Origin of the sequence: Duganella rivi, from assembly GCF_009857435.1 — a bacterium.
In the GTDB taxonomy this organism is placed as follows: Bacteria; Pseudomonadota; Gammaproteobacteria; order Burkholderiales; family Burkholderiaceae_D; genus Rugamonas; species Rugamonas rivi.
In genome coordinates, this window is record NZ_WWCK01000001.1 from 605,937 (window position 1) to 632,271 (window position 26,335).

The window sequence follows — 26,335 nt, forward strand, 5'->3', positions numbered from 1 at the left end:
CTAATTTACAGAAGATAAACGGATTTGATTCCTGCTACATGAACATTAGAGTATATTAGACATATTCATTCCCGTATAACGTTAGCCTGCTCATGTCCGCTTTGCCGCAACACTTGGACCTTCACCTGATCCGTATTCTCTACCTGCTGCTGGTCGAGAAAAACGTCTCCCGCGTCGCCCTCAAGTTGAATCAACCGCAGCCCTCGATCTCGGCATCCTTGCGCAAGCTGCGCGAGCTGACCGGCGATCCGCTATTGGTGCGCGGCGCGCGCGGCATGGTGCCGACCCAGCACGGCGAGAGCCTGCTTGCACCAGCAAAGCGCATTTTGGACGAAACCGAGAACCTGTTCCTCAAGAAGGCACCTTTCGTGCCACAGGAAGAAGCGCGCACGTTTCACGTGGCCGCGCCGGATTATCTCGACAGCCAATTCCTGCCGAATCTTGTCGCGCTGCTGCGGCGCGGATCGCCCAACAGCCGTGTGAAAATCCATGGTCTGGGGCCCGGCGTGGACTATGTGCGCTTGCTGTCGGACGGCGATATGGATCTGGTCATCGCCAACTGGGACGAACCGCCCGAGCACCTGCACATGTCCAAGCTGTTCGAAGATCCCATCATCTGCGTGATGCGCGCCGACTGTCCGTACGCGCTGCGCACCGCCAGCGACAAGATGACGCTGGACGATTACCTCACCCTGCCGCACGTGGCGCCAACGCAGATCCTGCCCGGCTACCACGGCGTGATTGACGACTACCTGGAACGCCAAGGCTTGCAGCGCAACGTGATGGTGGAATCGGCCTACTTCGGCCTGATCCCCAATATGCTGGCGCAGACCGACCTTGTGCTGACCACCGGCAGCCAGTTCGTGCGCCACTACGAAAAGCTGATGCCGCTGAAGACGTACACCGTGCCGGTGAAATTCCCGGCGATGCGCTTCTACCAGCTGTGGCACGAGCGCGTGCACCAGGCGCCGGAACACAAGTGGTTGCGCGAGCAAGTGGCCGCAGCGGCCAAGGCGCTGTCGCAAAAGTAAGCGCAGTCTTATAAAGCTTAAGCCATACCGCATATATCGCGGCGGCGGTAGCACGTTATGATGTGAGCCATGATGACCACACTCTCCGAACTGAATAGCTGCGACACCGCCACCTTCATCGACCGCCTGCGCGGCATCTACGAGCACTCGCCGTGGATACCGGAACGCGCCGCTGCCCAGCGTCCGTTCGCCAACGAGACCGCGCTGAAGCTGGCCTTGCAGTCCGTGGTCAGCGCCGCTTCGCTCGATGAGCAACTGGGCCTGATCCGCGCCCACCCTGAACTGGCAGGCAAAGCGGCCGTCGCCGGCCAGCTCACCGCTGAATCGACCAGCGAACAAGCCAAGTCCGGCCTGCACCTGTGCAGTGCGGAGGAATTCGCGGTGCTGCACCAGCTGAATGCGGACTACAACGCGAAGTTTGGTTTCCCTTTCATCCTCGCGGTGAAAGGCCCGACCGGACAAGGTCTGACGCGCCAAAGCATCATCGCCACCTTTACACGCCGTTTGAAGAATCAGCGCGCCGATGAAATTGCGGAGTGCCTGCGCCAGATTAAACGCATCGCCGAGATTCGTCTCAACGATCTGCTGTCGGTGCAGCTAGAGTTCGGCCCGGCCATCATGCAGTGGAGCGAGGAACTGGCCGCGTGGAGCGACGATGCCGAAGGCTCCCTCACCTGCGCCTACATGACGCCCGCTCACCGCCAAACCGCAGCACAGATATTGGAGTGGATGCGCGCAGCAGGCATGGACGCGCATATCGACGCAGTCGGCAACGTGGCTGGCGTCTATCGCTCCGACGCGCCAAACGCAAAGACGCTGATGACCGGTTCGCACTACGACACTGTGCGCAACGGTGGCAAGTATGACGGGCGTCTCGGCATCCTGCTGCCGATTGCGCTGGTGCGCCACCTGCATCGGCGCGGCGAGAAGCTGCCGTTTAATTTCGAGATCGTCGCCTTCGCGGAAGAAGAAGGCGTGCGTTTCAAGAGCACTTTCCTCGGCAGCACCGCCATCACCGGCCGCTTTGACTTGTCGCTGCTGGATCAAACCGACGCCGATGGCGTCAGCATGCGCGACGCCTTGCTGGCCGCCGGCCATGACGTGGCGCGCATTCCTGCCATCGCCCGCAATCCGGCTGACCTGCTGGGCTTCGTGGAAGTCCATATCGAACAAGGCCCGGTGCTGCTGGAGCGCGACCTCGCCTTGGGCGTGGTCACGGCGATTGCCGGCAGTTCGCGCTATCTGGTTGACTTGACAGGCCTTGCCAGCCACGCCGGCACCACGCCGATGACCATGCGTAAAGACGCTGCCGCCGCTGCCGCAGAAATCGTGCTGCTGGTCGAACAGCGCTGCGCGCAAGCTGAATCGCTGGTCGGCACCGTCGGCCAGTTGCAAGTACCGGGCGGTTCGGTCAACGTGATTCCGGGCGCATGCAAACTGTCGCTCGACATTCGCGCGGCCGATGATGCGGTGCGCCTCGCCGCAGTGAAGGAGGTATTGGAAGGCATCGCCGCCATCTGCGCGCGCCGCCAGGTTGAATACAGCGTGCAGCAAATCGTCGACGCCAAAGCCGCGCCATGCGCGCCGCGCCTGATGCAGCAGTTTGGCGATGCGATTGAACGCGCAGGCCTGCCGCGTTTCGATCTGCTCTCCGGCGCCGGTCACGATGCGATGGCCATGGCCGCCGTCACCGACGTCGCCATGCTGTTCACGCGCTGCGGCAACGGCGGCATCAGCCACAATCCGCTCGAGACCATGACCGCCGACGACGCCGACATCGCCGCCCGCGTGCTGCTGGACTTCCTGCGTTCTTATCAAGCCTGATCGCGCACGTACTGGCGCGGTGAGCAGCCCATCACGCGCTTGAAGGCGGTGCTGAAGGCGCTATCCGATTCATAGCCCAGCGATTGCGCAATCGCGGATACCGGCTGGCTGGTATGCACCAGCCGGTCGCCCGCCAGCAGCATGCGCCAGCGCGTTAAGTACTCCATCGGCGACGCGCCCACGGTTTGTTTGAACTTGAGCGCCAGCGTGGAGCGCGACATGCCGATATGCTGGGCCAGGCTTTCCAGCGTCCAGCGCTGCGCCGGCTCGCTGTGCAACGCACCGATGGCGTTGCCGATTTGCGGATCGGCCAGCGCATACAGCCAGCCTACACCGTCATTCTCTTCCTGCGCCAGCACCAGCCGCAAAGCCTGCACCAGCATCATGTGCGCCATGTGCTGCGCTACCAGCTCGCAACCGGGACGCCGTTCGATCAATTCCTGCACCAGTTTTTCCAGCGACCAGCGCAGCGCTTCGCGGTCTGCCTCCTTGTGCACGTGCGAGACGGGCGGCAGCGCCTCCAGCAAGATGCTGGTGTGCCGGCCATTGAATACGAAATGCCCGCCGACCAAAAAGCATTCCCCGCCTTCGTTGATGAGACCTACGCCGGTGCCGGCTGCACGCCGTCGGCGCAGCAGTTCCCGCGCATCTTGCGGTGGCAACGACAAGTCGCTGGTGAGACGAAACGGTAGTCCGCGCGGCAGCAAGAAACAGTCGCCGGCTTTCAGCAGCACCGGTTCAGCCACGCCTTCTACCGCCAGCCAGCACTGGCCGGTGACGATGGCGTAACACTTGATGCCTTCGTGCTGCGGGAACTGCAGCGACCAGTCGCCGCCCGCGTCAAAGCCGCCGGCCATGTAGCTGCGCGGTTTGAGCAGGGATAGCACATCTGATAAGGGATCCATGATTTTCGGACGATCGCAAAGAAAATACGGATTCTATAGCATGGATCGTCTGAGCGCCGCGCCCTATCATGCTCCCATCTAAACAAGGAGATGTGTATGCGAGTATTCGTAACGGGAGCAACGGGCTTTGTTGGTTCGGCGGTGATTGAGGAATTGTGGGCCGCTGGTCACGAGGTATTGGGACTGGCGCGCACCGATGATGGCGCGGCGTTATTGGCTAGCCGCGGCGTCGACGTGCATCGCGGCGAGTTGTCGGATGTGGAGAGCATGGCGGCTGGTGCACGCAAATGCGACGGCGTGATTCATACCGCCTTCATTCACGACTTTAGGGACTTCAATGCGGCTGGCGAGACGGATCGCCTGGCGATTGAGGCGATGGGCGAGGCACTGGCCGGCACCGGCAAGCCGTTGATTATTACGTCGGCTAGTGCGCATCTACGGCCCGGTCATATCGGCATTGAGCATGATATGCCGGATCCGCAGGCCAAGGCACGGCATCGGGTAGCGTCGGAAGAATCAACGCTGGCATTGGCCGCGCGCGGCGTGCGTTCGGCGGTGCTGCGTTTGCCGCCTTCTGTGCATGGTGAGGGCGACTATGGTTTCGTGCCGCGCTTAATCGGTATTGCGCGCGACAAGGGCGTGGCGGCTTACATTGGCGATGGCGAGAATCGCTGGCCTGCCGTGCATCGTCTTGATGCGGCGCGCTTGTATCGGCTGGCGTTGGAGCTAGGCGCCCCCGGTGGCCGTTATCACGCGATTGATGATCAGGCGATTCCAACGCGGGAGATTGCGGAGGCCATCGGCAAGGGTTTGAATCTGCCGGTGGTCAGCATCTCGGCGGAAGAAGCGGCGGAGCACTTCGGTTTTCTCTCGCGCTTCTTCGGCACCGACTGCCCATGTTCCAGCGCGCTCACGCAGCAGCAGCTGGGATGGAAGCCGCAAGGCTTGGGGCTTATTGAGGATCTGGCGCTACCGCACTACTTCCAAGTTTGACCAGTTCCGCAGACACTTGCGCAATGACCGGTGCCCAGCCGCCATCGCGCGGCTGGCGGAACAGGCGCATGGATGGATACCACGGCGTGTCATCGCGGTCTTTCATCCAGCGCCAGTCGCAGCGATAGTCGGGCAGCAGCAGCCAGCAAGGCTTGCCTAGCGCGCCGGCCAGATGCGCCACCGCCGTATCCACGCTAATCACCAGATCGAGATTGGCAATAACGGCGGCGGTGTCGGCAAAGTCGGCAAGCTGCGAGCCTAGCGGATACAGCTCCATGCCCGCCGGAGGCAGCAAAGCCTGCGCCTCGCCCGCACCCTTTTGCAGGCTGACGAAATGCACTTGCGCCACAGCCAGCGGTGAGAGCGTCATTAATGATGGCAGCGAGCGGTCGGCATCATTCTCAAAATTGCTATTGCCCCGCCATGCCAGGCCAACGCGCAAGCCCTGCTGCGGCAGCACCTCGCGCCAGTGCGCCACAAGTTCCGGCTGCGCGTGCAGGTACGGCATAGCCGCAGGAATCGACGCCATCTCGGTGCCGAATATTCCCGGCAAGCGCATAGGCCGCGTCCAATAATCCCAGCCGCCCGGCAGCGCTTCGCCAAGCGCGGACACACGATCGACACCATCCAATGTAGCGAACAAGCGCTGCAAAGCCGGATGGCACACTACCGATACCGTCGCACCGCGCGCCTTCAACATCGGCGCATAGCGGCAGAAATGAATCATATCGCCATGCCCAGCCTCCAGTCCAATCACGATGGACTTGCCGGCCAGCGGCTCGCCCTCCCAGAACGGACAATCAAACGACAGCGGAAACTGATCGAACTGCCAGCGCGCCTCCAGCATGCGCCAGCCTTCCTCAAAGCGCGCCTGCCGCAGCAAGAGATAACTGAGATTGAACTGCGTTCGCGCATGGTGCGGTTCGAGCGCCAAAGCCTGCCGATAACAAGCCTCCCCTTCCGGTTCGCGATGCGTACAGACCAGCAGCACACCAAGCTGATTCCATGCCGACCCCGAATCCGGCGCCAATGCCACCGCCGCGCGCATCGCCTCCTCCGATTCGGCAAAGCGCTTTTCCTTCAACAGCAGCGCACCGAGATTCTGCTGCAGCTGCGCGTGATCGGGCATTAGCGCAATCGCCTGCCGATAATGGAACTCCGCTTCCGCAGCAGCGCCCTGCTGTTCTTTCAGATAACCGAGATTCGCCCGCGCCGCAGCGTGCCATGGTTGCAAAGCCAAGGCTTGCAAATAGCACGCCTCGGCACCGGCGTAATCGCCGGCGGCCATGAGATGATTCGCTTCGAGATAGGCCTGTTGGGGATCGGTGTGCATCCGCAGAGTATGCACGCCGTCCCCGCGCCGGTCAAACGATGCGCGCGCGCTCCAGCATGGCGTGCAGCAGGACGTTGCATCCCGCTTCAAGGTGTTCGGCCTTGGCGTCTTCGATTTCGTTGTGGCTGATGCCGTCCTTGCATGGCACGAAAATCATGCCGGCCGGTGCCAAGCGCGCAGCGTAGATGGCATCGTGGCCAGCGCCGGAGACTACGTCCATGGTCGAGTATCCCAGTTTGGCGGTGGCATTGCGTACCGCGTCCACGCACTCAGGATGGAACGGGCATGGCGGGTAGTAGGACACGCGCTCGATCGAAATCTTCAAGCCGGTTTCGCTGCGGGTCTTGTCGATGAAGGCCAGCATCTCTTCGTGCATGGTGTTGAGCAGTTCATCGTTCACGTTGCGCAGGTCGATGCTGAATTTGACTTCGCCAGGAATCACGTTGCGGCTGTTCGGGAACACTTGTACCATGCCGACCGTGCCGCGTCCGTAAGGCGGATAGCGATTGGCGATGGCCACCACCTCCTGCATGATGCGGGTGGAGACTTGCAGCGCGTCCTTGCGCAATCCCATCGGCGTTGGGCCGGCATGCGCTTCCATGCCGGTGACCACGCAGTCGTACCACGAGAGGCCCATCACGGCAGGCACCACGCCGATTACTTTGTCGGCGTCTTCCAGCACCGGGCCTTGCTCGATGTGCGTTTCGAAGTAGGCGCCAATCGGATGGTCGCCCGGCACCTGCGGCCCTTTGTAGCCGATGCGTTCCAGTTCTTCGCCGACCGACTTGCCGTCGACATCGCGGGCCGCGTAGGCGGTCTCCAAGGAGAACGCGCCACAGAACACACCGGAGCCCATCATCACCGGCACAAAGCGTGAGCCTTCCTCGTTCGTCCAGAAGGCGACTTCAATCGGCGCCTCGGTTTTGATTTTGAGATCGTTCAGCGTGCGCACCACTTCCAGCCCGGCCAGCACGCCGTAGTTGCCGTCGAATTTGCCGCCGGTTGGCTGCGTGTCGATATGGCTTCCGGTCATCACCGGCGGCAGCGCGTTGTTCGTGCCGTCGCGGCGCATGAAGACATTGCCGATTTGGTCGATGGTAATCGACAGGCCCGCCTCCTTGGCCCAGCCGACCACCAGGTCGCGGCCTTGCTTATCGAGATCCGTCAGCGCCAGGCGCTTGACGCCGCCCTTCTCCGTTGCGCCGATCTTGGCCAATTCCATCAGCGATGCCCACAGGCGGTCACCATTAATTTTCATGTGAAGCTCCTTAACGCGCCGACGTTGCTTTGAACGCCGGGCGATTGATATAGCGGCCAGCGCCTTCTTGCGCCATCAGCACGCCGCGATGGAACACGACGTTACCGGCAGCGAGCGTGGTGCTAGGGATACCGCGCACGGTGCGGCCTTCGAAGACATTGAAGCCGCCCTTGGCGAACTGCGTCAGTGCGGAGATGGTGCGCGTGCCCTCTGGATCCCACACCACCACGTCCGCGTCCGCACCCGGCGCAATCACGCCCTTGCGCGGATAGATGTTGAAAATTTGCGCCGTGTTGGTCGATGTGACTTTGACGAACTCCGACGGCGTGAGCAAACCGGTATTCACGCCTGCATCCCAAATCACCGACATGCGGTCTTCCACACCGCCGCAGCCGTTTGGAATCTTGGTGAAATCATCCTTGCCCGCTGCTTTCTGCTCGGCGCAGAAGGTGCAGTGGTCGGTGGCTGTCGTATGCAGATTCCCGCCTTGCAGCCCTTGCCATAAGGCCTTCTGATGATGTTTGCTGCGGAACGGAGGGCTCATCACGTGGCCCGCTGCGAATTCCAGGTCATCGCTTTGATACACGCTATCGTCGATGATCAAGTGGCCGGCCAAAGCCTCGCCGTACACGCGCTGGCCGTGCGCGCGAGCGCGGGTGATGGCTTCCAGCGATTCTTCGCAAGAGACGTGCACGATGTACACCGGCGTATTCAACACGTTGGCAATCGCAATGGCGCGGTTGGCTGCTTCCGCTTCCACTTCCGGTGGACGCGACAACGGATGCGAACTAGGCCCGGTCAAACCGCGCTTAAGCAAATCCTGCTGCAGCTGATAAACCAGCTCGCCGTTCTCCGCGTGCACGGTCGGCATCGCGCCCAGTTCAAGGCAGCGGCGGAAGCTTTTCACCAGCGTTTCATCATCGGCCATGATGGCGTTCTTGTACGCCATGAAGTGCTTGAAGCTATTGACGCCGTGATCCTTCACGAGGATTTCCATATCGCGGTGCACGCTATCGTCCCACCACGTAATCGCTACATGGAAGGTGTAGTCGCCGGCGGACTTCTTGGCCCACTCGCGCCACTGGTGATAGGCCTCGATCAAATTCTGCTTCGGCGCCGGAATCACGAAATCGATAATGGTAGTGGTGCCACCGGCCAGCCCTGCGGCGGTGCCGGTGTAGAAATCATCCTGCGTCACCGTGCCCATAAACGGTAGGTTCATGTGCGTGTGTGGATCGATCCCGCCCGGCATGACGTACTGGCCACCGGCGTCGATCACCTTGGCGCCGGCTGGCACGTCGAGGCTCTCCCCGACTGCGACGATCTTGTCGCCGTCGCACAGCACGTCGGCACGAAAGGCACGATCGGCATTGACAACGGTGCCGCCACGGATGATTGTCTTCATAAGCTTCTCCTTACGGGTGGGCCGGCGCGCGCACGGCGGGCACGGTCTTCCCTTTCATCATAACCCCATACACCACCGCCGAAATGGCGATACCAACAAACCATGCATAGGTATAAATCGTTTTAAACGTTTCCGAAACGTCCGGGAAGGATGCCGGGAATGCCGCATTCAGGAAGCCCGGAATATTCGGCAGCACGCCGATCACGAAAGCCGCCAGCGCCGCCATATTCCATCCCTTGCCGTACGAATACTGGCCGTCTTCGCGATACAGATCGGCCACGTTCAATTCGGTTTTGCGCACGAGGTAGTAGTCCACAATCAGCACGCCGGCGATAGGGCCGAGCAACGCCGAATAGCCGATCAGCCAAGTGAAGATGTAGCCCTGCGTGGATTCCAGTATTTTCCAAGGCATCATCAGGATGGCGATGCCTGCGGTGATGTAGCCGCCGGTCTTGTAGCTGATTTTTTTCGGCGACAGCGCCGAGAAGTCGTAAGCCGGGCCAACCAGGTTGGCGGCCAGGTTAACGGAGACGGTATCGATCAACAGAATCAACAGCGCCACCAGCACTGCCACGCCGGTCATGCGGCTGGACAGGTCGACCGGATCCCAGATCGCTTTGCCATACAAAACCACCGTGGCCGAAGTCACGATCACCGCCATCGCCGCCAGCAAACCCATAGGCACAGGCAGGCCGACAGTTTGACCGATTACTTGATCGCGCTGCGTTTTAGCGAAGCGGGTGAAGTCAGGAATATTCAACGCCAGCGTAGCCCAGAATCCGACCATCGCGGTCAGCGAAGGCCAGAAGGTAGACCAGAACTGGCCGGCCTTCTTACCGCCTTCCACAAACTGCGATGGCGCCGACAGCAGGTCGCCAAAGCCGCCAGCCTTGTTGTGCACCCATGCCAGCAGCACGAAGCAAATCACAATCTTCAGCGGCGCGGTGTAGGTCTCCAGTTTGCGGATCGCATCCATGCCGTGCACGATGTAATAGAACTGGATCGCCCAGAACGCGAGGAAGCAAAGCAGCTGGCCGCCGTTGATGCCCAGGCCCGCGATCTTGTCGCCGCCAATGTCACCGCCGGCCATGACACCGAGCAGCGTGTAAATCATCGAGCCGCCGAACCAGGTTTGAATGCCATACCATCCGCAAGCAACGATCGCGCGCATCAGCGCCGGCAAGCGCGCGCCAGACGTACCGAAAGAAGCACGCGCCAGCACCGCATACGGAATGCCGTACTTGGTGCCGGCATGGCCGATCAACAGCATAGGCAGCAGCACGATGGCGTTGGCAAGGAACACCGTCAACACGGCCTGGTAACCGGACATGCCGCCTTCAATCAAGCTAGCCGACAAGGTGTAGGCCGGGATGCACATCACCATGCCGACCCACAGCGCGGAGAAGTGATACCAGCGCCACGTGCGCTGTGCTTCCGTCGTCGGAGCCAGGTCTTCGTTCCAGAGTTGCGTGCTGCCGGATGATTCATTGCTCAAGGCGTTCTCCAAAGGGTTGATTTATCCATACACCACTGCAAGTTCCGTACCTTAAAGCTTGCTTTTACCCCGCACTGCGGCATACCGGGGGTCTGACCCCGTACGGGTCAGACCCCTTTGGCTTAGGGTTGCTTTAGCGCTCAATCACACCGTCTCTGCCACCTTTTCCGCGCGTGGGTTGCGTGGATCCTGCGTCCAGTTCATGTATGGCTTGCCTGTATCCTGCGGCACCATCGTGATGCAACCCTGCACCGGACAGGTGATCTCGCACAGATTACACCCAACGCATTCTTCCTTGTTGACTTCATACGTGCGCGCGCCGGTGACTGCGTCGATCAGCTGGTTGATCGACTGGTGCGAGGTGTCTTCGCACGCCACGTAGCAGCGGCCGCACTTGATGCAGTCATCCTGATTGATCTGCGCGATCACCTGATAGTTCATGTTCAGGTATTTCCAGTCGGTGGTGTTGGGCACCGCCTTGCCGGAAAATTCGCTGATGCTCTTGTAGCCTTTTTGATCCATCCAGCGCGACAGGCCATCCTTCATCTCTTCAACGATGCGGAAGCCGTGCAGCATGGCCGCCGTGCACACTTGCACACAGCCAGAACCCAGCGCGATGAACTCTGCCGCATCGCGCCAGTTGCCGATGCCGCCGATACCGGAAATCGGCAAGCCCGCCGTTTGCGGATCGCGCGCAATCTCGGCCACCATGTTGAGCGCAATCGGCTTCACTGCAGAACCGCAGTAGCCGCCGTGCGTGCTGGCGCCGCCGACAATAGGGAATGCCACCATCTGATCCAAGTCCAGATGCGTAATCGAGTTGATGGTATTGATCAGCGAGACCGCATCCGCACCGCCGGCTTTTGCGGCGCGTGCAGGTGCGCGCACGTCGGTGATGTTCGGCGTCAGCTTAACGATGACCGGCAGCTTGGTATTCTGCTTGCACCAGCGCGTGACCATCTCCACGTACTCCGGCACCTGCCCCACTGCCGCGCCCATGCCGCGTTCCGGCATGCCGTGCGGGCAGCCGAAATTCAGTTCGATGCCGTCAGCACCGGTGGCTTCCACTTTCGGCATGATGTCGGCCCACAGTCTTTCTTCGCACGGCAGCATCAGCGATACGATGATCACGCGATCCGGCCAGTCCTTCTTCACTTGCGTAATCTCCTGCAGATTGATTTCCAGCGAACGGTCGGTAATCAGCTCGATGTTGTTGAAACCGAGGACTTCGCGGTTCTTGCCGTAGTGCGCCGAGTAGCGCGACGACACGTTGACGGCCGCAGGATCTTCGCCCAGCGTTTTCCACACCACGCCGCCCCATCCCGCCTCAAATGCGCGCACCACGTTATAAGCCTTGTCCGTCGGCGGCGCGGAGGCCAACCAGAATGGATTGATGGACTTGATGCCGCAGAATTCTATGCTCAGGTCAGCCATTATGCAGCCTCCTTCATACCGTTGATATCAGCATGGATGGCATGTGCCGCCAGCTTGCCGTGTTGAACCGCTTGCACGGTCAGATCCTGTCCCGGCGCCACGCAGTCACCGCCGGCGTAGATGCGCGGCAGGACTGTGCGGAACTGATCATCGACATAGATTTTGTCGCCGTCGCGTTTCAGTGTTTTCGCCAGCGGATCGCCGATGCTCGTTTCGTCCATGCTTTGGCCGATGGCCTTGAAGATGGCGTCTGCAGCAATCTCGAAAGTCTCGCCGGTGCCGGACAAGCGGCCGTTCACCAGCGCCGTTTTTTCAAAGCGCATGCCGCGCACGCGGCCTGCGTCGTCCAGCAGCACTTGCTGCGGCTGCGCCCATGTGCGCATGCGCACCTGGTTTTCTTTCGCGATGTGCTGTTCGTGCTCGGTCGCGCTCATCGCTTCAAAGCCGCGGCGATACACCAGCGTGACTTCCTCCGCGCCGAGGCGCTGGATCTGCACCGCCATATCGATGGCGGTATTACCCGCACCGATAACGATGGCGCGCGATGGCACCGGCAGTTTGCTCAAATCATCCGACTGGCGCAGCGCGGCGATGTAATCGACAGCAGCCAGCAGGCCCGGTGCATCTTCGCCGGTCAAGCCCATTTGCTTGCTGGCGCCGAGACCAAGTCCGAGGAACACCGCGTCGTACTGCACGTGCAAATCCTTGAGCTGCACATTGACGCCCAGCGTTTGACCGTGCTTGACGGTGATGCCGCCGATTTGCAGCAGGAACTCCACTTCCTTCTGCGCGAAGTTATCAGTCAGCTTGTACTTGGCGATGCCATATTCATTGAGTCCGCCGGATTTTTCTTTGGCTTCGTAGATCACCACCTCGTTGCCCAGCATGGCGAGGCGGTGCGCGCACGACAGGCCTGCGGGGCCGGCGCCGACGACGGCGATCTTCTTGCCGGTTGCAGCAGCGCGCGTAAACGGATGCGCATCGAGCTTCATGTTGTCGATAGCGTAGCGTTGCAGCAGGCCGATTTTCACCGGCTGGCCTTCGGCATCGTGATTACGCACGCAGGCGTCCTCGCACAGAATTTCGGTCGGGCAGACACGCGAGCAACTGCCACCGAGGATGTTCTGTTTCAGGATGCCGACGGCAGCGCCATTGATATTCTCATCGTGGATATTGCGGATAAAACTCGCCACGTCAATGTCCGATGGGCAGATGCGCGTGCATGGCGCATCGTAGCAATACAGGCAGCGCGAACTTTCAATCGCGGCCTGCCGCGCGTTCAATGGAGGAGCAAGGTCGGTGAAGTGTTTCGCCAGTGATTCATTGGCTTCCTTCGATTTCGGCAGGTAGCTTAGCGATTCGAGAATCATGATGGTTCCAGGTTATTTATTTCATCTGTGGGAATGCAAATTCTGCGCCAGCGCTAGCAGTGTTAGGCCAGCGCTGCATCACTGCTTTGTGACGCGTGTAGAAGCGCACACCTTCCGGGCCATATGCGTGATGGTCGCCGAACAGGCTGCGCTTCCAGCCGCCGAAACTGTTGAACGCCATCGGCACCGGCAGCGGCACGTTCACGCCTACCATGCCAACTTGAATCTGCCGCACGAACTCGCGCGCCACGCCGCCGTCGCGCGTGTAGATCGCCACGCCGTTGCCGTACTCGTTGCGGTTGATCAGTTCCACCGCGCTGCCCACATCGGGAGAGCGCAACATGCACAGCACCGGGCCGAAAATCTCTTCCTTGTAGATGGTCATATCCGGCGTGACGTGATCAAACAAGGTGCCGCCGATGAAGAAGCCGTTCTCACGCCCGGCCACTTTGTGATTGCGGCCATCGACCACCAGTTTCGCACCTTGCTCAACACCCTCGCCAATCAAGCGCTCTATGCGCTGCTTGGCTGCGCTGGTAACGACCGGCCCCATTTCGGCATCACTCGCCATACCGTCGCGCACTTTCAGTGCGGCGGTGCGCTTTGCCAGTGCGTCGACAATCTTGTCGCCCGCATCGCCGACAGCGACGACCACGGAGATCGCCATGCAGCGCTCACCAGCCGAGCCGAAGGCTGCGCCCATCAGCGCATCGACAGTCATCTCCATATCCGCATCCGGCATCACGACCATGTGGTTCTTCGCGCCGCCTAATGCCTGCACGCGCTTGCCCGATGCGCAGCCGCGCGAGTAGATGTATTCCGCAATCGGCGTCGAACCGACAAAGCTCACTGCCTGAACCACTGGATGATCGAGCAGCGCATCCACCGTCACCTTATCGCCTTGCACGACGTTGAAAACGCCGTCCGGCAAACCAGCTTCTTTCAGCAAGCGCGCATGCAGCAGCGATGGCGATGGATCGCGTTCGGAAGGCTTGAGTACGAAGGTATTGCCGCATGCGAGTGCGACCGGGAACATCCACATCGGCACCATCACCGGGAAGTTAAACGGCGTAATGCCAGCCACCACACCCAGCGCCTGGCGCATCGACCATGCATCGATACCGCGCGAGATTTGATCGGTGAATTCGCCCTTCAGCATTTGCGGGATGCCGACTGCAAACTCCACCATTTCAATACCGCGCGCCACTTCGCCCTGCGCATCGGCGAAGGTCTTGCCGTGTTCACGCGTGATCATGGCCGCGAATTCATCGGTGTGCTGCTGGCACAGTTGCAGATACTTGAACAGCACGCGCGCGCGCGTCAGCGGCGGCGTGGCCGACCACGCAGGAAATGCTTGCTCGGCTGCGCGCACGGCGGCGTCGACTTCCTCCGCCGTGCCCAAGGCCACTTTGGCTACCGGTTCGCCCAATGCGGGATTGAACACGTCTGCATGGCGGCCGCTTTGCGTATCGACGCTAACGCCGTTGATGAAATGGGTGATGGTATCCATGATGCTCTTTCTTTTTAAGGATCAGCCAAGAAGACTGTCCGCGTCTACATAGGTATAGCCAAGACCGTGCGCCACCGCTTCGTAAGTGACGTGGCCTTGGCAGACATTCAAACCGTTCTTCAAATGCGGATTGGCTTTCAGCGCTTTCTGCCAACCCTTATCGGCCAACGCTACCGCGTGGCCTATCGTTGCGTTATTCAGTGCGAAGGTCGAGGTGCGCGCCACTGCGCCCGGCATATTCGCCACGCAGTAGTGCACCACGCCGTCCACCAAGTAAGTCGGCTGTTCATGCGTGGTTGCGTGCGAGGTTTCAAAGCAGCCGCCTTGATCGATCGCCACGTCCACCACCACCGCGCCCTGCTTCATGCGCGCGATCATGGCCTTGGTCACCAGCTTGGGTGCTGCCGCACCGGGCACCAGCACGCCGCCGATCACCAAGTCCGCATCCAGCACAGCTTCCTCAATCGAGTGCGCGTTGGAATACATGGTGGAGATGCGGTTGCCATACACGAGATCCAGTTGGCGCAGACGGTCGATATTTTTATCGAGGATCGTCACACGCGCGCCGATGCCGACCGCCATCTGCAAAGCGTTGGTGCCGACCACGCCGGCGCCGATAATCGCGATATGGCCCGGCGCCACGCCCGGCACGCCGCCCAGCAGCAAGCCCATGCCGCCCTTGGATTTCTCCAGGTGTGCAGCGCCAGCCTGGATCGACATGCGCCCCGCCACCTCGCTCATCGGCGCCAGCAGCGGCAAGCCGCCGTTCGCGCCGGTGATGGTTTCATATGCGATGCAGACCGCGCCGGATTTCACGAGAGCCTTGGTCTGCTCAGGATCCGGCGCAAGGTGCAGATAGGTGTACAGAATCTGCCCTTGTCGCAGCATCGCGCATTCCTGCGGCTGCGGTTCTTTCACTTTCACGATCATCTCGGCGCGGGCGAAAATTTCATCTGCGTCTTCGACGATGCTGGCGCCGGATGCTTCGTACATCGCATCCGCGAGGCCGATGGCCGCGCCAGCGTTTTTCTGTACCAGTACTTGATGACCACGCAAAACGAGTTCCTTGACGCTGGCCGGGGTAAGGCCAACGCGGGACTCCTGGTTCTTAATCTCTTTTGGGACGCCGACCAGCATGGTAGTTCTCCTCATTCCAGGTTTTTAAGTACTTCCCTCAGCTTTCCGAACAGTTCGTCGATATGTTTTTTCTCCAGTACCAGCGGCGGCGACAGCGCGATGATGTCGCCGGTAGTGCGAATCAGGACGCCGTCTTCAAAGGCTTTCTTGAAGGCGGTGAAGGCGCGCACGCCCGGCTTACCCGGAATCGGCGCCAGCTCGATACCGGCGATCAAACCGATGGTGCGGATGTCGATAACGTGCGGCAGGCCTTTCAGCGAATGCACGGCGTCGGCCCAGTACTCGGCCATGCCGGCTGCGTGTTCGAGGATGTTCTGTTCCTTGAACACTTCCAGTGTCGCCAGCGATGCCGCGCAAGCCACCGGGTGACCCGAGTAGGTGTAACCGTGGAACAGTTCAATGCCGGCCGGTGCATCCATGAAGGCGTCGTGGATGTGCTTTTTGCTGAACACAGCGCCCATCGGAATGGTGCCGTTGGTGAGGCCTTTGGCGGTGGTCATCATGTCCGGCTCAACGTCGAAGTAATCGCCGGCGAAGGGCGTGGTCAAACGGCCGAAGCCCGTAATCACTTCATCGAAGATCAGCAGGATGCCATGCTTGGTGCACAGCTCGCGCAGGCGCTTGAGGTAACCCTTGGGTGGAATCAGCACGCCGGTGGAACCAGCCACCGGCTCCACGATCACCGCTGCGATGGTCGATGCGTCATGCAGCGCAACGATGCGTTCCAGTTCATCGGCAAGGTTGGCGCCATGTTCCGGCTCGCCGCGCGTGTAGGCGTTCTTTTCGAGGTTATGCGTGTGAGGCAGGTGATCGACGCCGGGCAGCATCACGCCATACGGCTTACGGTTGCCGGCGATGCCGCCGACCGAGATGCCGCCGAAGCCCACGCCGTGGTAGCCGCGCTCACGGCCGATCAAGCGTGTGCGGCTCGCTTCACCGCGCGCCTTATGATACGCCAGCGCGATCTTCAGCGCCGTGTCCACCGCCTCGGAGCCGGAGTTGGTGTAGAACACGTGGCCGTAGCGATGGTTGGTGTACTCCATCAGCTTTTCAGCGAGGTCGAAAGCAGCCGGGTGGCCCATCTGGAAGGTCGGCGCGAAATCGAGCTGGCCGACCATCTCGCGCACGGCGGCGACGATCTTCGGCTGCGCGTGGCCGCACGGTACGCACCACAAGCCCGCCGTGCCGTCCAGGATGCTGCGGCCGTCGACGTCCTTGTAGTACATGCCCTCCGCCGACACCAGCAGGCGTGGATGCTGCTTGAAATCGCGGTTGTTCGTGAATGGCATCCAGAAGGACGCCATCGATTCTGGTCGGGACTCGTTCATGCACATCTCCTATGAAACAACTGCTTTCGGATTTTTTTGACAGACCGTAAAAAAATTTACCAGTTGGCAAAATGATGATGCAATAATAGACAGCAGGACAACTATGGCACAGATACACATTTCATCAAACTGTCCAACCGTACTGGCAGCAAAAACACTACAGTTTTGGAGTTGAGGATGGAAGAAGGAAGTTGGCCCTGCGTTGCGATTGAGCGCAGGCAGAAAGGCAGCCTGGTAGAGCAGATCGTTGCCGCGATCAGCAGCATGATCGCGCGCCGGGAGTTGCACATCGGCACCAAAATGCCTTCAGTGCGACAGTTTGCGAAGTGTAATGGCGTCAGTACCTTTACAGTTGTGGAGGCCTATGACCGGCTGGTCACGCTTGGACTGTTGTCCTCGCGCCGCGGTTCCGGCTATTTTGTGGCGCGGCAGGATTTACCGGCCACCTTGCTGCCGGCGGCAATGCAGGCCACGCCAAATGCCATCGATGCGCTGACGCCCGAGCTGTACTCCGGCGTGTCGGAGGCGCTGGCGGTGGGTGCAGGCTGGCTGCCGCCTGAGTGGTATGGCGAGGACACCATTCTCGACGCGGTACGCCAGGCGATGCGCATCCCGGCCAACCGCTTGCGCGGCTACGGCCATCCGCTCGGTTTCCCTACTTTGCGCCAGCAGATGGCGGCTACGCTCAGCGATGAGTTATTCCCGGTGGAGGCGGAGCAAATTCTGCTGACGCACGGCGCGACTCACGCTTTCGATCTGGTACTAAGAACGCTGACCAAACCTGGCGACACCATATTCGTAGAAGATCCCGGCTACAGCAATTTGCTGTCGCTGATACGACACCATGGCTGTATAGCTGTCGGCATTCCGCGCGGCGAGAATGGGCTGGATCTGGACGCGCTAGCGCAGCAGGCGGCCCAGATGCAGCCGAAGCTCATGTTCGTCAACACTGTGCTGCAAAACCCGCTCGGCACCTCGCTCAGCGTGGCGCAGGCGCATCGCTTGCTGGCCTTGGCCGAGCAGTTCGACTTTTGGCTGGTGGAGGACGACATCTACCGCGAACTGGCGCCACGCGGCGAAGCTTCGCTGGCGGCCATGGATGGTTTAAGACGCGTGATCCGCGTTGGCAGTTTTTCCAAGACGCTGTCGCCGGTGCTACGCGTCGGCTCAATCAGCGCCTCGTCTTCGTTGATTCCCGAACTGCTGCGCGTGAAAATGCTGGCCGGCCTCACCACCTCCGAGATCAACGAACGCGCCGTCTACCACGCCATCACCGCCCGCCCTTACAGACGCATGGTGGACAAGCTGGTGACACAGCTGGACGCCGGCCGCGAACGCGCCATGGCCAGCCTGCGCGACGTCGGCATGACCTTGCTGGCGCGCCCGCGCGGCGGCATGTTCGTCAGCGCCGGCTGGCACGACGCACCAACCGCCGAATGGAACGGAAAAATCATCGCTGACCAGGCGCTGAAGCATGGCATCCTGCTCTCGCCGTGCGACTTCTTCATGCTGCGCGCGCCGGAATCGATCTGGTTCCGCTTCAACGTAGCCTACGCAGACCACCCGCAACTGCAAACCTTCTTGAGGCGCATATGCCGACAGTAAAAATCAATCGCCGCCTGCTCAACCGCGACAAGCTCGAAGCCGAAATCACCGCCGAAGCGGTGCGCGTGTTTGCCGAATGCGGCTACGAGGGCACATCCATCGCCACCGTGGCGGAGAATGCCGGCCTGTCGAAGCAGAACCTGATGTACTACTTCCCCACCAAGCAGGCCTTGTATCAGCGCGTGCTGGACGAAGTATTGGACGAATGGCTGGCGCGCATGGAAAGCCTCGCGGCAGTCGATCAAGATCCGCGCGAAGTGCTGCGCACCTACGTGCAAGCCAAGCTGAAATTCTCGCGCGAGAATCCGTGGGCCTCGCGCGTGTATGCGATGGAAGTGATCAGCGGCGCGCCGCTATACGGCGGCCAGATACAAAGCCGCGTGGTGCCGCTGGTACGCAAGGATATCGAGGTGTTTGAACAGTGGATCAGCGCGGGGAAAATCGCGCCGGTCAATGCGACGCATCTGCTGTTTGCGATTTGGGCGATGACGCAGTCTTATGCCGACTTCTCGGCCCAAATGGCACTGGTGCTGAACCGCAAACAGCTGACTAAAAAAGACTTCGACGATGCCGAGAAGGTCATCGTCGATATGGTGCTGGCGGCGATCAGCGTGCAGTCTTGCGGCGGCGCGCCATAAAGCCGATCACGCCCAGGCCGGCCAGCAGCATGGCGTAGGTTTCCGGTTCCGGCACTGGGCTGGTAAAGCCTTGCACGTTGGTGGACTTGAAGAAGTTGGTGGCGTTGATCTGTACTTGCGAGGCCCACGCATCCACGATCACGTTGCCGTTGATGACGCCCTGCCCGCCGCTAACCACCGCGTTCGGCGCGAGGATGCTGACGTTGGCGCCGGTGTTGATCTTGAGCGAGGTGGCGTCGGCAAAGTTGAACAGCACGTTGTAGCCGTCAAACGCCTGGTAGCCGCCCTGGAACAAGGCCGAGTTGCCGCTGACATTGACGATCAGCGTGGCGCCCTTGGCCATGCCTGAGATATCGAAATAAGTGCTTTTCTGCAGCGAGCTGGCGTTGAGGTCGATGATTTCAACCGCCTTCTTGCTACCGGTGATGTAGACGCCGCCCCACTTTTCCTCGGCCTTGGCGGTGGTGGCAAGTTTGTCCAGCGACTTGGAAGTCTGAGTCAGCTTGCTCTCGGTCGCCGCAAAGTCGACCGGCGACTTGCCGCTTTGTACCTTGGAAGCAGTGGTCGCGTTGGAGATGGTGCTGCCTTTACCGGCATAGGTGTCGCCGTTCAGGATGTCGCCGCCCTTGAAATTCAGGCTGCCGCCCGCGATCAGCGCGTAGTGGCCGTAGGCGTCCTTGTTCTTCTGGTTGACGGTGTAGGAACTCAGGGAGACATTGCCTGCGGCAACGATGGAGCCTTCGACGTCCGCGCTTGGTGCGCTGAAGTTACCGAAGGAAAACACATTGGCGCCGCCCATCAGCGAGCTCAAGTCCAGAACGGCAGCTTGGGCCGAGCCCAGCGCGGCAAACGTCAAAGCAACAGCAGAAACAGCGGTCTTGAGAGCAGCGGCCATGTGATTTTCCCTGTGAGAAACTTTAATTTCTCACAGGATATCACAGTGGAAGCTTTCTTTAAAACAATTTACGCACGGAAACGGCGCTTCATGAAGCCCATCAGGCCCAGGCCGGCCAGCAACATGGCGTAGGTGCCCGGCTCCGGCACGGCCGGCAGGGTGCCGGTGAAGGTTTGCTGGTGGATTTCGCCGTACTGGTACAGCGTCTTGGCGTACACACCGCCATCCACGTTGCCGTTGTTGTTGCGGAACGAGCCATCGGCCACCAGCACCTGGCCGGCCATGGTGTTGCCGATAGTGACAGCGGTATTCTCCCCGGTGAAGTTCCAGATCAGTTTGCTGCCCAGGTTCGAACCGTTGTTGAAGTTGGCGTTCAGGTTCAGCGTGGTGTTATCGGTATTAAAGATGACCGTGGTGGCGCTACCCAGATTGAAGTGGAAATCGACCAGGGAGCCCGTAAAAATCCGGGTGTCGTATTCGGTCAGGTCAAACACGGCCACGCTGCCGGTACCGGTGAAGTTGAAGGTCACGTCCTTGTCTTGCTTGGCGAACGCGACGCTGGCGCCGTTGCTGTTCTTCAAGGCAGCCAGCTGGCTGGACAGGCCCTTCAACACCGACGAGAAATCGGTCGAGGTCGACGCGGCCAGCGTGCTTTGCATGGTGCTGGTCGGCGCATTCAGGATTTTGCCGTTGAGGTTGATGTTGTTGTAGCTGGCAGCGTGGATCAGGCCGCCGAACTGCACGTTATCGGCCGCGCCGTTGATCCAGACGTCGCCGTTGGTGTAATGCGCGTTGGTGGACGAGCCGCCAACATAGGCGTCGCCATTGATGGTGGTGTTGTTGGCAGTGAGGCTGCCGCCAATGACCGCACCGCCCTTGTTATCGACCTTGATATTGTCCGCGCTGCCGCCGACGGTCAAACCGGCATAATTCGATGCCGGTACGCCAGCGCTGAGCTGCATGTATTCACCGCCATTGGCAGTCCCGCCGATGAAGGCACGGCCCTGGACGTGGGAGGTGGAGGTGGAACTACCAGTGACAACGACGTTAAATTGCTGCAACATCTGCTTTGCAGTCAATGGTGCAGGGGCAGCGGCTTGGACGGAACCAGCCAGCATCAGGGCAGTCAGAGCAACAGTACGCGTCATGGGAATCCTCGGCAAGATAACAAATAGGAAATATAATTGCCTTAAGTATATCACTAGTTTCCAAATTTTATGAATATTTTTTCAGCGTTCGAACTAATTACTCCGCGCCTGAAGTTGCGTTTTGTCGAGCCTGGCGACGCGGCCGCCCTGTTCCACCTGTTCTCCGATCCCGAGGCGCTGCGCTACTGGAGCAGCACGCCGTGGCTGCACCTGGCGCAGGCTGCCGACAACATCGAGCAAACGCTCAAGGCCTACCGCGACGGCACGGCGCTGCGGCTGGCCATGGTGTTGCCGGACGGCGAACTGATCGGCACCGTCACCCTGTACGATTTCGACCGCCGCAACCACCGCTGCCAGGTCGGCTACATGCTGGCGCGTCCGCACTGGGGCCAGCGCTACATGCAGGAAGCCTTGCCGGCGCTGATCGCCCACGGTTTCGGTGCGCTGGAACTGCACCGCATCGAGGCCGATATCCATCCCGACAACATTGCCTCCGAGCGCATCCTGGAAGGCTTGCACTTCCAGCGAGAAGGCTTGCTGCGCGAGCGCTGGTTCGTCGGCGGCGAGATTTCCGACAGCGTGATCTACGGCCTGCTGCGCAAGGATTGGGAAGCCGCCATTCATCCGGCGCGCTAACCGGCTATACCCGCAAAATTGCAGTTGATCGGATTTCGCTGCCGTCTCAAGCAGGCGCTTGCTAAAGTGGCTCCATCGCAACACTCATTAAAGGAGAAGCCAGATGGATAAAGTCACCTCCCTGTTCAACGAAATCTTCGAAGCCTTCATGCGCACGCTGCGCTTTGGCGTCGGCCTGATCGGCCGCATGTCGCCGCAGGCGCTGTTGGGTGCAGCGCTGGTGCTGGCGTTTATTTGTTCGATCCTGCCGCTGGCACTGGTGCTGTTCGCGGTATTCTTGCTGATCAAGCTGGCCGTGGGAGCCTTCGTGATTGGCAAGCGCCGCCAAAGCTACACTCCGTACAAGGACGTCGAATGAAAAAGAATCGGCTGGCCCAGGCCGGCTACAACAATGCCAAGAGCCTGCTCGACATCATCCGCGAGATCGGCGAAACCGCAGTCAGCGTGTGGTGGCATTTCTTTGATTGGCTGGCGCAGGTTGAGTGGCGCAAGCTGCTGATCATCTGGCTGCTGCTGTTGATTTTGTCGGCCTCGCTGTTCCACTTTACCGAGCAGGCCTGGGGCTTCATCTTGCTGTCGCTGGCCTTGAAGGTGCTGGCCGGCGGCAAGCGCAAGGCCGAGCTGGAAGCGCGTCACGCCGAGTCCCATGCGGACGAGGAAAGCATAGAACGCCGCGTGGTCGAAGCGCGCATGGCGGCGCTGCAAGCGCAAGTCGAACCGCACTTTTTATTCAATACGCTGGCCCTGATCGGCCAGCTGATCGAGACCGATCCGCCGCAAGCGGCGCGCATCCACCAGAATCTGATCGACTACCTGCGCGCGACGCTGCCGCAGATGCGCGCCAAGGGCGCGGGTACGCTGGGCCGCCAGATTGAAATGTCGCGCGCCTACCTCGCCATCATGCAGGCGCGCATGCGCTCGCGGCTGGCGGTGTCGATTGACGTGCCCGACGAAATGGCCAGCGCCACCTTCCCGGTGATGATGCTGCAAATTTTGATCGAGAACGCCATCAAGCATGGATTGGAACCGAAGATCGACGGCGGCCGCATCGACATCCGCGCCTCGGTCGATGGGCAGATGCTGCAAGTGGATGTGATCGACGATGGCGTCGGTTTCAATCCCTTCTCCAGCGACGGCGTCGGCCTGGCCAATGTGCGCGAGCGCTTGCGCATCCAGTACGGCAACCGCGCGCAGCTGGTGATTGAAGCGCCGCTGACCGGCGGCACCCGCGCCAGCATCCGCGTGCCCTACGCTCCCGATATTTTTGCAGGAACTCCGAAATGAATCGTCCTACCGCCCTGATCGCCGACGATGAAGAAGGCATGCGCCAGCAACTGCGCAGCCGCTTGCAGGACGCGTGGCCGGCGCTCGACATCGTGGCGGAAGCTGCCAACGGCATAGAGGCTGTGGCGCTGGCCGGGCAGCACCAGCCGGACATCGTGTTCCTGGATATCCGCATGCCGGGCTTGTCCGGCATCGAGGCGGCGCGCATGCTGTTCAATCGCTGCCATCTGGTGTTTGTCACCGCTTACGACCAGTACGCGATTGAAGCGTTTGAACAAGGCGCCCTGGATTATCTGCTCAAGCCGGTCGGCGGCGAGCGCTTGAAAACTACTTGCGCGCGCTTGCAGAGTTTGATCGGCCAGCAGCCGTCCAACATCGAGCGGCAGTTGAGCCAGTTGCTATCGCACCACAGCAAGCCGGCGGCCAAGCAGGAATACCTGCGCTGGATACAAGCCGTGGTCGGCGCCAACCTGCGCATGATCTCCACGCGCGAGGTGCTGTTCTTCCAGGCCGATGAAAAATACACGCGCGTGCAGACCGAGCAATCGGAAGTCTTGATCCGCAAGACCTTGAAGGAGTTGGCGGACGAATTGGACCCGAATGAATTCTGGCGCATCCACCGTTCCACGCTGGTGCGCGTCGATGCAATCGAAGAAGTCACGCGCGATTTGCGTGGGCGGCAAATGGTCCGCGTGCGCAACCACCCGGAGTTGTTGGAAGTGAGCCGCGGCCACACGCATTTATTCCAGCAAATGTAAGCGTGCGCGCCGGGCATCGGCGTATGATGGATCTCTTCTGTGAAGGGAGGGAACGATGTCCAGCATACCCAAGCAAACTCTCTGCGGCGTGATCCCGTGCCTGCGCTACCGCGACGCACCGGCCGCCATCGAATGGCTGCGCGACACGCTCGGCTTTACCGTGCAGTTCGTGGTGCCCAACGAAGACGGCAGCATCGCCCACGCGCAACTGACCTTTGGCAACAGCATGGTGATGCTGGGCTCCGCCTTCGATACGGACTACGGGCGATTGCTCAAGCAGCCGGGCGACATCGGCGGCTTCGTCACCCAAGGCAGCTACCTGGTGGTGAACGATGCGGACTTCGTCTACGGCCGCGTGCTGGAAAACGGCGGCCGCATTCTGCTCGACATCAAGGATGAAGACTACGGCGGGCGCGGCTTCACCTGCAGCGATCCCGAAGGCCACGTCTGGAGTATCGGTACCTACGATCCCTACAAGCCGGCAAACCAGTTATAGCCGTGCAGGTCTTCCCAGTAGCCGCTGGTGAATTCGTTCGATACCGTCAAGCCGGTCAAGTGCTTGGGATTCTTGAATCCCAGCTTGGTCGGTATGCGCAGGCGTAGCGGAAAACCGAATTCATCGGGCAGACTGTCTTGCCCATTGAAGCTGAACGCCAGCATGGTCTGCGGGTGCAGCGCGCTCGCCATGTCGATGCTGGTGTAATAGCCATCGGCACAGCGGAAGGCGACGTACTTCGCGCTGGTGTCCGCGCCTATCAGCGCAAGGAAGTGCGATAGCGGCACGCCGGTCCACTGGCCGATGGCGCTCCAGCCTTCGATGCAGACCAGGCGCGTGATCTCCGTCTGCGGCGGCAGCGCCTTGAGTTCCTTCAGCGTCCACTCGCCCGGCTTGCGAACCAGTCCATCAACTTTAAAGCGCCATTGCGATTCGTCTATCTCGGGCACCGAGGCCGACGAATAAAACGCATTGAAGCGGAATGGCAATGTCAGCTCGCTGCGGCTGAAGGTCGGCGCCAGCGTCTGCGGACGAAACAGCGCCGCCTGCGCCGCATCGTTAAAGCGCGAGACGCGTTTCAGCGCCGCTTCCACCGTCTCGTTCTCGCTGATGCGGCAGCCCGGCAACAGCGTTGCGGCCGCTGCGCCCAGCGACAGCCGCAACAGCTTGCGACGGCCTGTCCAGATTGTTTGCGTCATGATTTTTTAATCCCCAACATCGCCAGCAACAGGCGCGGCGAGCACAGCGCCAGCACAATATGGCCGCCGGCAAACGCAGCCAGCAAACCCATGCACAGGAAATGCGCCTGGCGCGCCATTTGGTAGCCGCCGAAAGCCTGTGTCAGCCATTGCAATTGCACCGGTTTCCAGATCGCCAGGCCTGACAGGATCACCAACGTCAGCAGCATCAGCACGCCCAGGTAAGCAGCTCTTTGCACGCGGCTGCGCTCCGCGCTGTCGCGCAGGTACAGGCGCCGCAAGCGCCCGGTCGCCACCAGCAGGATCACCGCCACGATGCCGTTGGCCGCCAGCAGCCACATGCCGGCGAAATGCCACAGCAACGCGCCCGGCAAGCTGCCGCCCAGCGTCAGGCTGCTGGCAAATCCAGCGATCCAGAACGGATCGGCGTTGTAGATTTGCCAGCCGCTGGTCAGCATCACCAGGAACACCGCCGCGTTCGTCCAATGGCACAGCCGCACCCATAGCGGCGGCGCGCCATGAACCAGCGCGGCGCTGCGCTCCTCATCAGATCGGTGGCAAGAAGCCATCGCGGCCAACCAGTACCGCATTGGCGGTGGCAACGCCATCCGCACCCGCCGCGCCGATCACCAGTACCTTGGCGCCCACCACGATCAGCTCGCGCTTGCCCGGAACGAACTGGCCGTAGACAGTGGCGCTATCGAGCACCACTTGCTGGGTCTTGCCGCCAAAGCGCATTTCCAGTTCGGTGGCGCTGGCCTTTTTGCTGACTTTGGCGACGGTGGCATTGGTCATCGTGCTGCGGTCGCCCAAATCCCAAGGGAAGTGGCCTTCGTTCATGCCGCGCGCCGGCTCAGGGAACACCATCACGCCCATGGCGCGCACCTTGCCCTGCGGCGCAGGCGCAGCGGCGATGCCGAGGTAGGCGTTTTCCTTGATCGCCGCAGCCGTGGTGCGCGACACGTCCAGTACTTGCGCCTGCTCCGGCAGCTTGACAATGGTCTTCACACCTTTGCGGTCGGTGACCGTCAGTTCGGTGGCGCTGACGGCGCTGACTTCACCGCGCAGGTGAATCTGGCTATCGGCGGCAAAACTGGCGGTGGCAGTGACCAGCGCGGCGCTGGCGATCAGTAAATTCAGCAATTTCATGACTA

Annotated in this window: 24 protein-coding genes and 2 pseudogenes; 10 read left to right on the plus strand and 16 right to left on the minus strand. The window is 60.7% G+C overall.

The window, feature by feature from the left end:
- Nucleotides 1-92 precede the first annotated feature (92 nt).
- Together GTP45_RS02805 and GTP45_RS02810 are read left to right on the plus strand one after the other, a co-directional pair.
- The gene (locus GTP45_RS02805; RefSeq protein WP_161012343.1) at nt 93-1,031 is read left to right on the plus strand and encodes a LysR substrate-binding domain-containing protein; all 939 of its coding nucleotides are present in this window, start codon (nt 93-95) and stop codon (nt 1,029-1,031) included.
- A 72-nt stretch (nt 1,032-1,103) separates the two neighbouring features.
- Complete coding sequence (locus GTP45_RS02810) at nt 1,104-2,855, plus strand: allantoate amidohydrolase (RefSeq protein WP_161012701.1); 1,752 nt, start codon at nt 1,104-1,106, stop codon at nt 2,853-2,855.
- Here the strand turns inward: GTP45_RS02810 and GTP45_RS02815 are convergent.
- The gene (locus tag GTP45_RS02815; protein ID WP_161012344.1) at nt 2,846-3,760 is read right to left on the minus strand and encodes an AraC family transcriptional regulator; all 915 of its coding nucleotides are present in this window, start codon (nt 3,758-3,760) and stop codon (nt 2,846-2,848) included. The genes GTP45_RS02810 and GTP45_RS02815 overlap by 10 nt on opposite strands.
- Before the next feature lie 96 nt (nt 3,761-3,856).
- Here GTP45_RS02815 and GTP45_RS02820 point away from each other — a divergent pair, with 96 nt between their 5' ends.
- Nucleotides 3,857-4,753, plus strand: coding sequence for an SDR family oxidoreductase (locus GTP45_RS02820; protein WP_161012345.1), 897 nt, complete (start codon nt 3,857-3,859; stop codon nt 4,751-4,753).
- Here GTP45_RS02820 and GTP45_RS02825 read toward each other — a convergent pair.
- The 9 genes from GTP45_RS02825 to aptA form a co-directional block, all read right to left on the minus strand.
- Nucleotides 4,713-6,086 carry a tetratricopeptide repeat protein gene (locus GTP45_RS02825; RefSeq protein ID WP_174821628.1) on the minus strand — a complete coding sequence of 458 codons (1,374 nt, stop codon included), beginning with the start codon at nt 6,084-6,086 and terminating at the stop codon, nt 4,713-4,715. The genes GTP45_RS02820 and GTP45_RS02825 overlap by 41 nt on opposite strands.
- Before the next feature lie 31 nt (nt 6,087-6,117).
- Nucleotides 6,118-7,344 (minus strand): Zn-dependent hydrolase, encoded by a 1,227-nt coding sequence (locus tag GTP45_RS02830; protein WP_161012346.1) that lies wholly within the window; start codon nt 7,342-7,344, stop codon nt 6,118-6,120.
- Between the two features lie 10 nt (nt 7,345-7,354).
- Nucleotides 7,355-8,749, minus strand: coding sequence for a dihydropyrimidinase (hydA, locus tag GTP45_RS02835; RefSeq protein ID WP_161012347.1), 1,395 nt, complete (start codon nt 8,747-8,749; stop codon nt 7,355-7,357).
- Between the two features lie 10 nt (nt 8,750-8,759).
- Complete coding sequence (locus tag GTP45_RS02840) at nt 8,760-10,244, minus strand: NCS1 family nucleobase:cation symporter-1 (protein ID WP_161012348.1); 1,485 nt, start codon at nt 10,242-10,244, stop codon at nt 8,760-8,762.
- A 144-nt stretch (nt 10,245-10,388) separates the two neighbouring features.
- Entirely contained in the window at nt 10,389-11,678 is a 1,290-nt protein-coding gene (gene preA, locus GTP45_RS02845) for an NAD-dependent dihydropyrimidine dehydrogenase subunit PreA (protein ID WP_161012349.1), read from the minus strand.
- Nucleotides 11,678-13,048 (minus strand): NAD(P)-dependent oxidoreductase, encoded by a 1,371-nt coding sequence (locus GTP45_RS02850; RefSeq protein WP_161012350.1) that lies wholly within the window; start codon nt 13,046-13,048, stop codon nt 11,678-11,680. Before GTP45_RS02850 ends, preA begins: the two co-directional genes overlap by 1 nt.
- 16 nt (nt 13,049-13,064) lie before the next feature.
- Entirely contained in the window at nt 13,065-14,558 is a 1,494-nt protein-coding gene (locus tag GTP45_RS02855; protein WP_161012351.1) for a CoA-acylating methylmalonate-semialdehyde dehydrogenase, read from the minus strand.
- A 21-nt stretch (nt 14,559-14,579) separates the two neighbouring features.
- Nucleotides 14,580-15,695, minus strand: a complete 1,116-nt coding sequence (ald, locus tag GTP45_RS02860; protein WP_161012352.1) for an alanine dehydrogenase — start codon at nt 15,693-15,695, stop codon at nt 14,580-14,582.
- Between the two features lie 11 nt (nt 15,696-15,706).
- Nucleotides 15,707-17,023 (minus strand): omega-aminotransferase AptA, encoded by a 1,317-nt coding sequence (gene aptA / locus GTP45_RS02865; RefSeq protein WP_161012353.1) that lies wholly within the window; start codon nt 17,021-17,023, stop codon nt 15,707-15,709.
- Nucleotides 17,024-17,200: 177 nt separating this feature from the next.
- On the opposite strand from aptA, the gene GTP45_RS02870 reads away from it, so the two are divergent.
- Nucleotides 17,201-18,628 carry an aminotransferase-like domain-containing protein gene (locus GTP45_RS02870; RefSeq protein WP_161012354.1) on the plus strand — a complete coding sequence of 476 codons (1,428 nt, stop codon included), beginning with the start codon at nt 17,201-17,203 and terminating at the stop codon, nt 18,626-18,628.
- The gene (locus GTP45_RS02875; RefSeq protein WP_161012355.1) at nt 18,616-19,266 is read left to right on the plus strand and encodes a TetR/AcrR family transcriptional regulator; all 651 of its coding nucleotides are present in this window, start codon (nt 18,616-18,618) and stop codon (nt 19,264-19,266) included. Before GTP45_RS02870 ends, GTP45_RS02875 begins: the two co-directional genes overlap by 13 nt.
- Here GTP45_RS02875 and GTP45_RS29405 read toward each other — a convergent pair.
- The 3 genes and pseudogenes from GTP45_RS29405 to GTP45_RS02885 all read right to left on the minus strand — a co-directional run.
- Nucleotides 19,235-19,327 (minus strand): annotated as a pseudogene (locus tag GTP45_RS29405) (FxDxF family PEP-CTERM protein); the annotation flags it as partial. The gene GTP45_RS02875 and the pseudogene GTP45_RS29405 overlap by 32 nt on opposite strands.
- A 42-nt stretch (nt 19,328-19,369) precedes the next feature.
- Nucleotides 19,370-20,161 (minus strand): annotated as a pseudogene (locus GTP45_RS02880) (choice-of-anchor A family protein); the annotation flags it as partial.
- A 68-nt stretch (nt 20,162-20,229) separates the two neighbouring features.
- A complete protein-coding gene (locus tag GTP45_RS02885) occupies nt 20,230-21,309 on the minus strand; it encodes a collagen-binding domain-containing protein (RefSeq protein WP_229258311.1) in 1,080 nt (359 codons plus the stop codon).
- A 69-nt stretch (nt 21,310-21,378) separates the two neighbouring features.
- Between GTP45_RS02885 and GTP45_RS02890 the strand changes: the two genes are divergently transcribed.
- The 5 genes from GTP45_RS02890 (at nt 21,379) to GTP45_RS02910 (ending at nt 24,483) form a co-directional block, all read left to right on the plus strand.
- Complete coding sequence (locus GTP45_RS02890) at nt 21,379-21,945, plus strand: GNAT family N-acetyltransferase (RefSeq protein ID WP_161012357.1); 567 nt, start codon at nt 21,379-21,381, stop codon at nt 21,943-21,945.
- A 103-nt stretch (nt 21,946-22,048) separates the two neighbouring features.
- Nucleotides 22,049-22,303: a hypothetical protein gene (locus tag GTP45_RS02895; protein ID WP_161012358.1), complete on the plus strand. Its 255-nt coding sequence runs from the start codon at nt 22,049-22,051 to the stop codon at nt 22,301-22,303.
- The gene (locus GTP45_RS02900; protein WP_161012359.1) at nt 22,300-23,229 is read left to right on the plus strand and encodes a sensor histidine kinase; all 930 of its coding nucleotides are present in this window, start codon (nt 22,300-22,302) and stop codon (nt 23,227-23,229) included. Before GTP45_RS02895 ends, GTP45_RS02900 begins: the two co-directional genes overlap by 4 nt.
- Nucleotides 23,226-23,987 (plus strand): LytR/AlgR family response regulator transcription factor, encoded by a 762-nt coding sequence (locus tag GTP45_RS02905; RefSeq protein ID WP_161012360.1) that lies wholly within the window; start codon nt 23,226-23,228, stop codon nt 23,985-23,987. The genes GTP45_RS02900 and GTP45_RS02905 overlap by 4 nt, the downstream gene beginning before the upstream one ends.
- Nucleotides 23,988-24,042: 55 nt before the next feature.
- Entirely contained in the window at nt 24,043-24,483 is a 441-nt protein-coding gene (locus tag GTP45_RS02910) for a VOC family protein (RefSeq protein WP_161012361.1), read from the plus strand.
- Here the strand turns inward: GTP45_RS02910 and GTP45_RS02915 are convergent.
- The 3 genes from GTP45_RS02915 to GTP45_RS02925 are packed head-to-tail and all read right to left on the minus strand — an operon-like array spanning nt 24,459 to nt 26,330.
- Nucleotides 24,459-25,181, minus strand: a complete 723-nt coding sequence (locus tag GTP45_RS02915; RefSeq protein ID WP_161012362.1) for a molybdopterin-dependent oxidoreductase — start codon at nt 25,179-25,181, stop codon at nt 24,459-24,461. The two genes, GTP45_RS02910 and GTP45_RS02915, sit on opposite strands and share 25 nt — an antisense overlap.
- On the minus strand, nt 25,178-25,750 hold the full coding sequence (locus GTP45_RS02920) for a cytochrome b/b6 domain-containing protein (protein WP_161012363.1): 573 nt from the start codon (nt 25,748-25,750) through the stop codon (nt 25,178-25,180). The genes GTP45_RS02915 and GTP45_RS02920 overlap by 4 nt, the downstream gene beginning before the upstream one ends.
- Nucleotides 25,728-26,330, minus strand: a complete 603-nt coding sequence (locus GTP45_RS02925; RefSeq protein WP_161012364.1) for a hypothetical protein — start codon at nt 26,328-26,330, stop codon at nt 25,728-25,730. Before GTP45_RS02925 ends, GTP45_RS02920 begins: the two co-directional genes overlap by 23 nt.
- Nucleotides 26,331-26,335: the final 5 nt, after the last annotated feature.

Excerpts from the sequence above, each read along its gene's own strand:
- GTP45_RS02905 (WP_161012360.1), top strand. The coding sequence starts at position 23,226 with ATGAATCGTCCTACCGCCCTGATCGCCGACGATGAAGAAGGCATGCGC.
- GTP45_RS02825 (WP_174821628.1), bottom strand. The coding sequence starts at position 6,086 with ATGCACACCGATCCCCAACAGGCCTATCTCGAAGCGAATCATCTCATG.
- GTP45_RS02820 (WP_161012345.1), top strand. The coding sequence starts at position 3,857 with ATGCGAGTATTCGTAACGGGAGCAACGGGCTTTGTTGGTTCGGCGGTG.
- GTP45_RS02830 (WP_161012346.1), bottom strand. The coding sequence starts at position 7,344 with ATGAAAATTAATGGTGACCGCCTGTGGGCATCGCTGATGGAATTGGCC.
- GTP45_RS02875 (WP_161012355.1), top strand. The coding sequence starts at position 18,616 with ATGCCGACAGTAAAAATCAATCGCCGCCTGCTCAACCGCGACAAGCTC.
- GTP45_RS02805 (WP_161012343.1), top strand. The coding sequence starts at position 93 with ATGTCCGCTTTGCCGCAACACTTGGACCTTCACCTGATCCGTATTCTC.
- aptA (WP_161012353.1), bottom strand. The coding sequence starts at position 17,023 with ATGAACGAGTCCCGACCAGAATCGATGGCGTCCTTCTGGATGCCATTC.
- GTP45_RS02885 (WP_229258311.1), bottom strand. The coding sequence starts at position 21,309 with ATGACGCGTACTGTTGCTCTGACTGCCCTGATGCTGGCTGGTTCCGTC.
- GTP45_RS02915 (WP_161012362.1), bottom strand. The coding sequence starts at position 25,181 with ATGACGCAAACAATCTGGACAGGCCGTCGCAAGCTGTTGCGGCTGTCG.
- GTP45_RS02850 (WP_161012350.1), bottom strand. The coding sequence starts at position 13,048 with ATGATTCTCGAATCGCTAAGCTACCTGCCGAAATCGAAGGAAGCCAAT.
- GTP45_RS02870 (WP_161012354.1), top strand. The coding sequence starts at position 17,201 with ATGGAAGAAGGAAGTTGGCCCTGCGTTGCGATTGAGCGCAGGCAGAAA.
- GTP45_RS02810 (WP_161012701.1), top strand. The coding sequence starts at position 1,104 with ATGACCACACTCTCCGAACTGAATAGCTGCGACACCGCCACCTTCATC.
- GTP45_RS02855 (WP_161012351.1), bottom strand. The coding sequence starts at position 14,558 with ATGGATACCATCACCCATTTCATCAACGGCGTTAGCGTCGATACGCAA.
- GTP45_RS02925 (WP_161012364.1), bottom strand. The coding sequence starts at position 26,330 with ATGAAATTGCTGAATTTACTGATCGCCAGCGCCGCGCTGGTCACTGCC.
- hydA (WP_161012347.1), bottom strand. The coding sequence starts at position 8,749 with ATGAAGACAATCATCCGTGGCGGCACCGTTGTCAATGCCGATCGTGCC.
- GTP45_RS02900 (WP_161012359.1), top strand. The coding sequence starts at position 22,300 with ATGAAAAAGAATCGGCTGGCCCAGGCCGGCTACAACAATGCCAAGAGC.
- GTP45_RS02815 (WP_161012344.1), bottom strand. The coding sequence starts at position 3,760 with ATGGATCCCTTATCAGATGTGCTATCCCTGCTCAAACCGCGCAGCTAC.
- GTP45_RS02920 (WP_161012363.1), bottom strand. The coding sequence starts at position 25,750 with ATGGCTTCTTGCCACCGATCTGATGAGGAGCGCAGCGCCGCGCTGGTT.
- GTP45_RS02895 (WP_161012358.1), top strand. The coding sequence starts at position 22,049 with ATGGATAAAGTCACCTCCCTGTTCAACGAAATCTTCGAAGCCTTCATG.
- ald (WP_161012352.1), bottom strand. The coding sequence starts at position 15,695 with ATGCTGGTCGGCGTCCCAAAAGAGATTAAGAACCAGGAGTCCCGCGTT.
- GTP45_RS02910 (WP_161012361.1), top strand. The coding sequence starts at position 24,043 with ATGTCCAGCATACCCAAGCAAACTCTCTGCGGCGTGATCCCGTGCCTG.
- GTP45_RS02890 (WP_161012357.1), top strand. The coding sequence starts at position 21,379 with ATGAATATTTTTTCAGCGTTCGAACTAATTACTCCGCGCCTGAAGTTG.
- preA (WP_161012349.1), bottom strand. The coding sequence starts at position 11,678 with ATGGCTGACCTGAGCATAGAATTCTGCGGCATCAAGTCCATCAATCCA.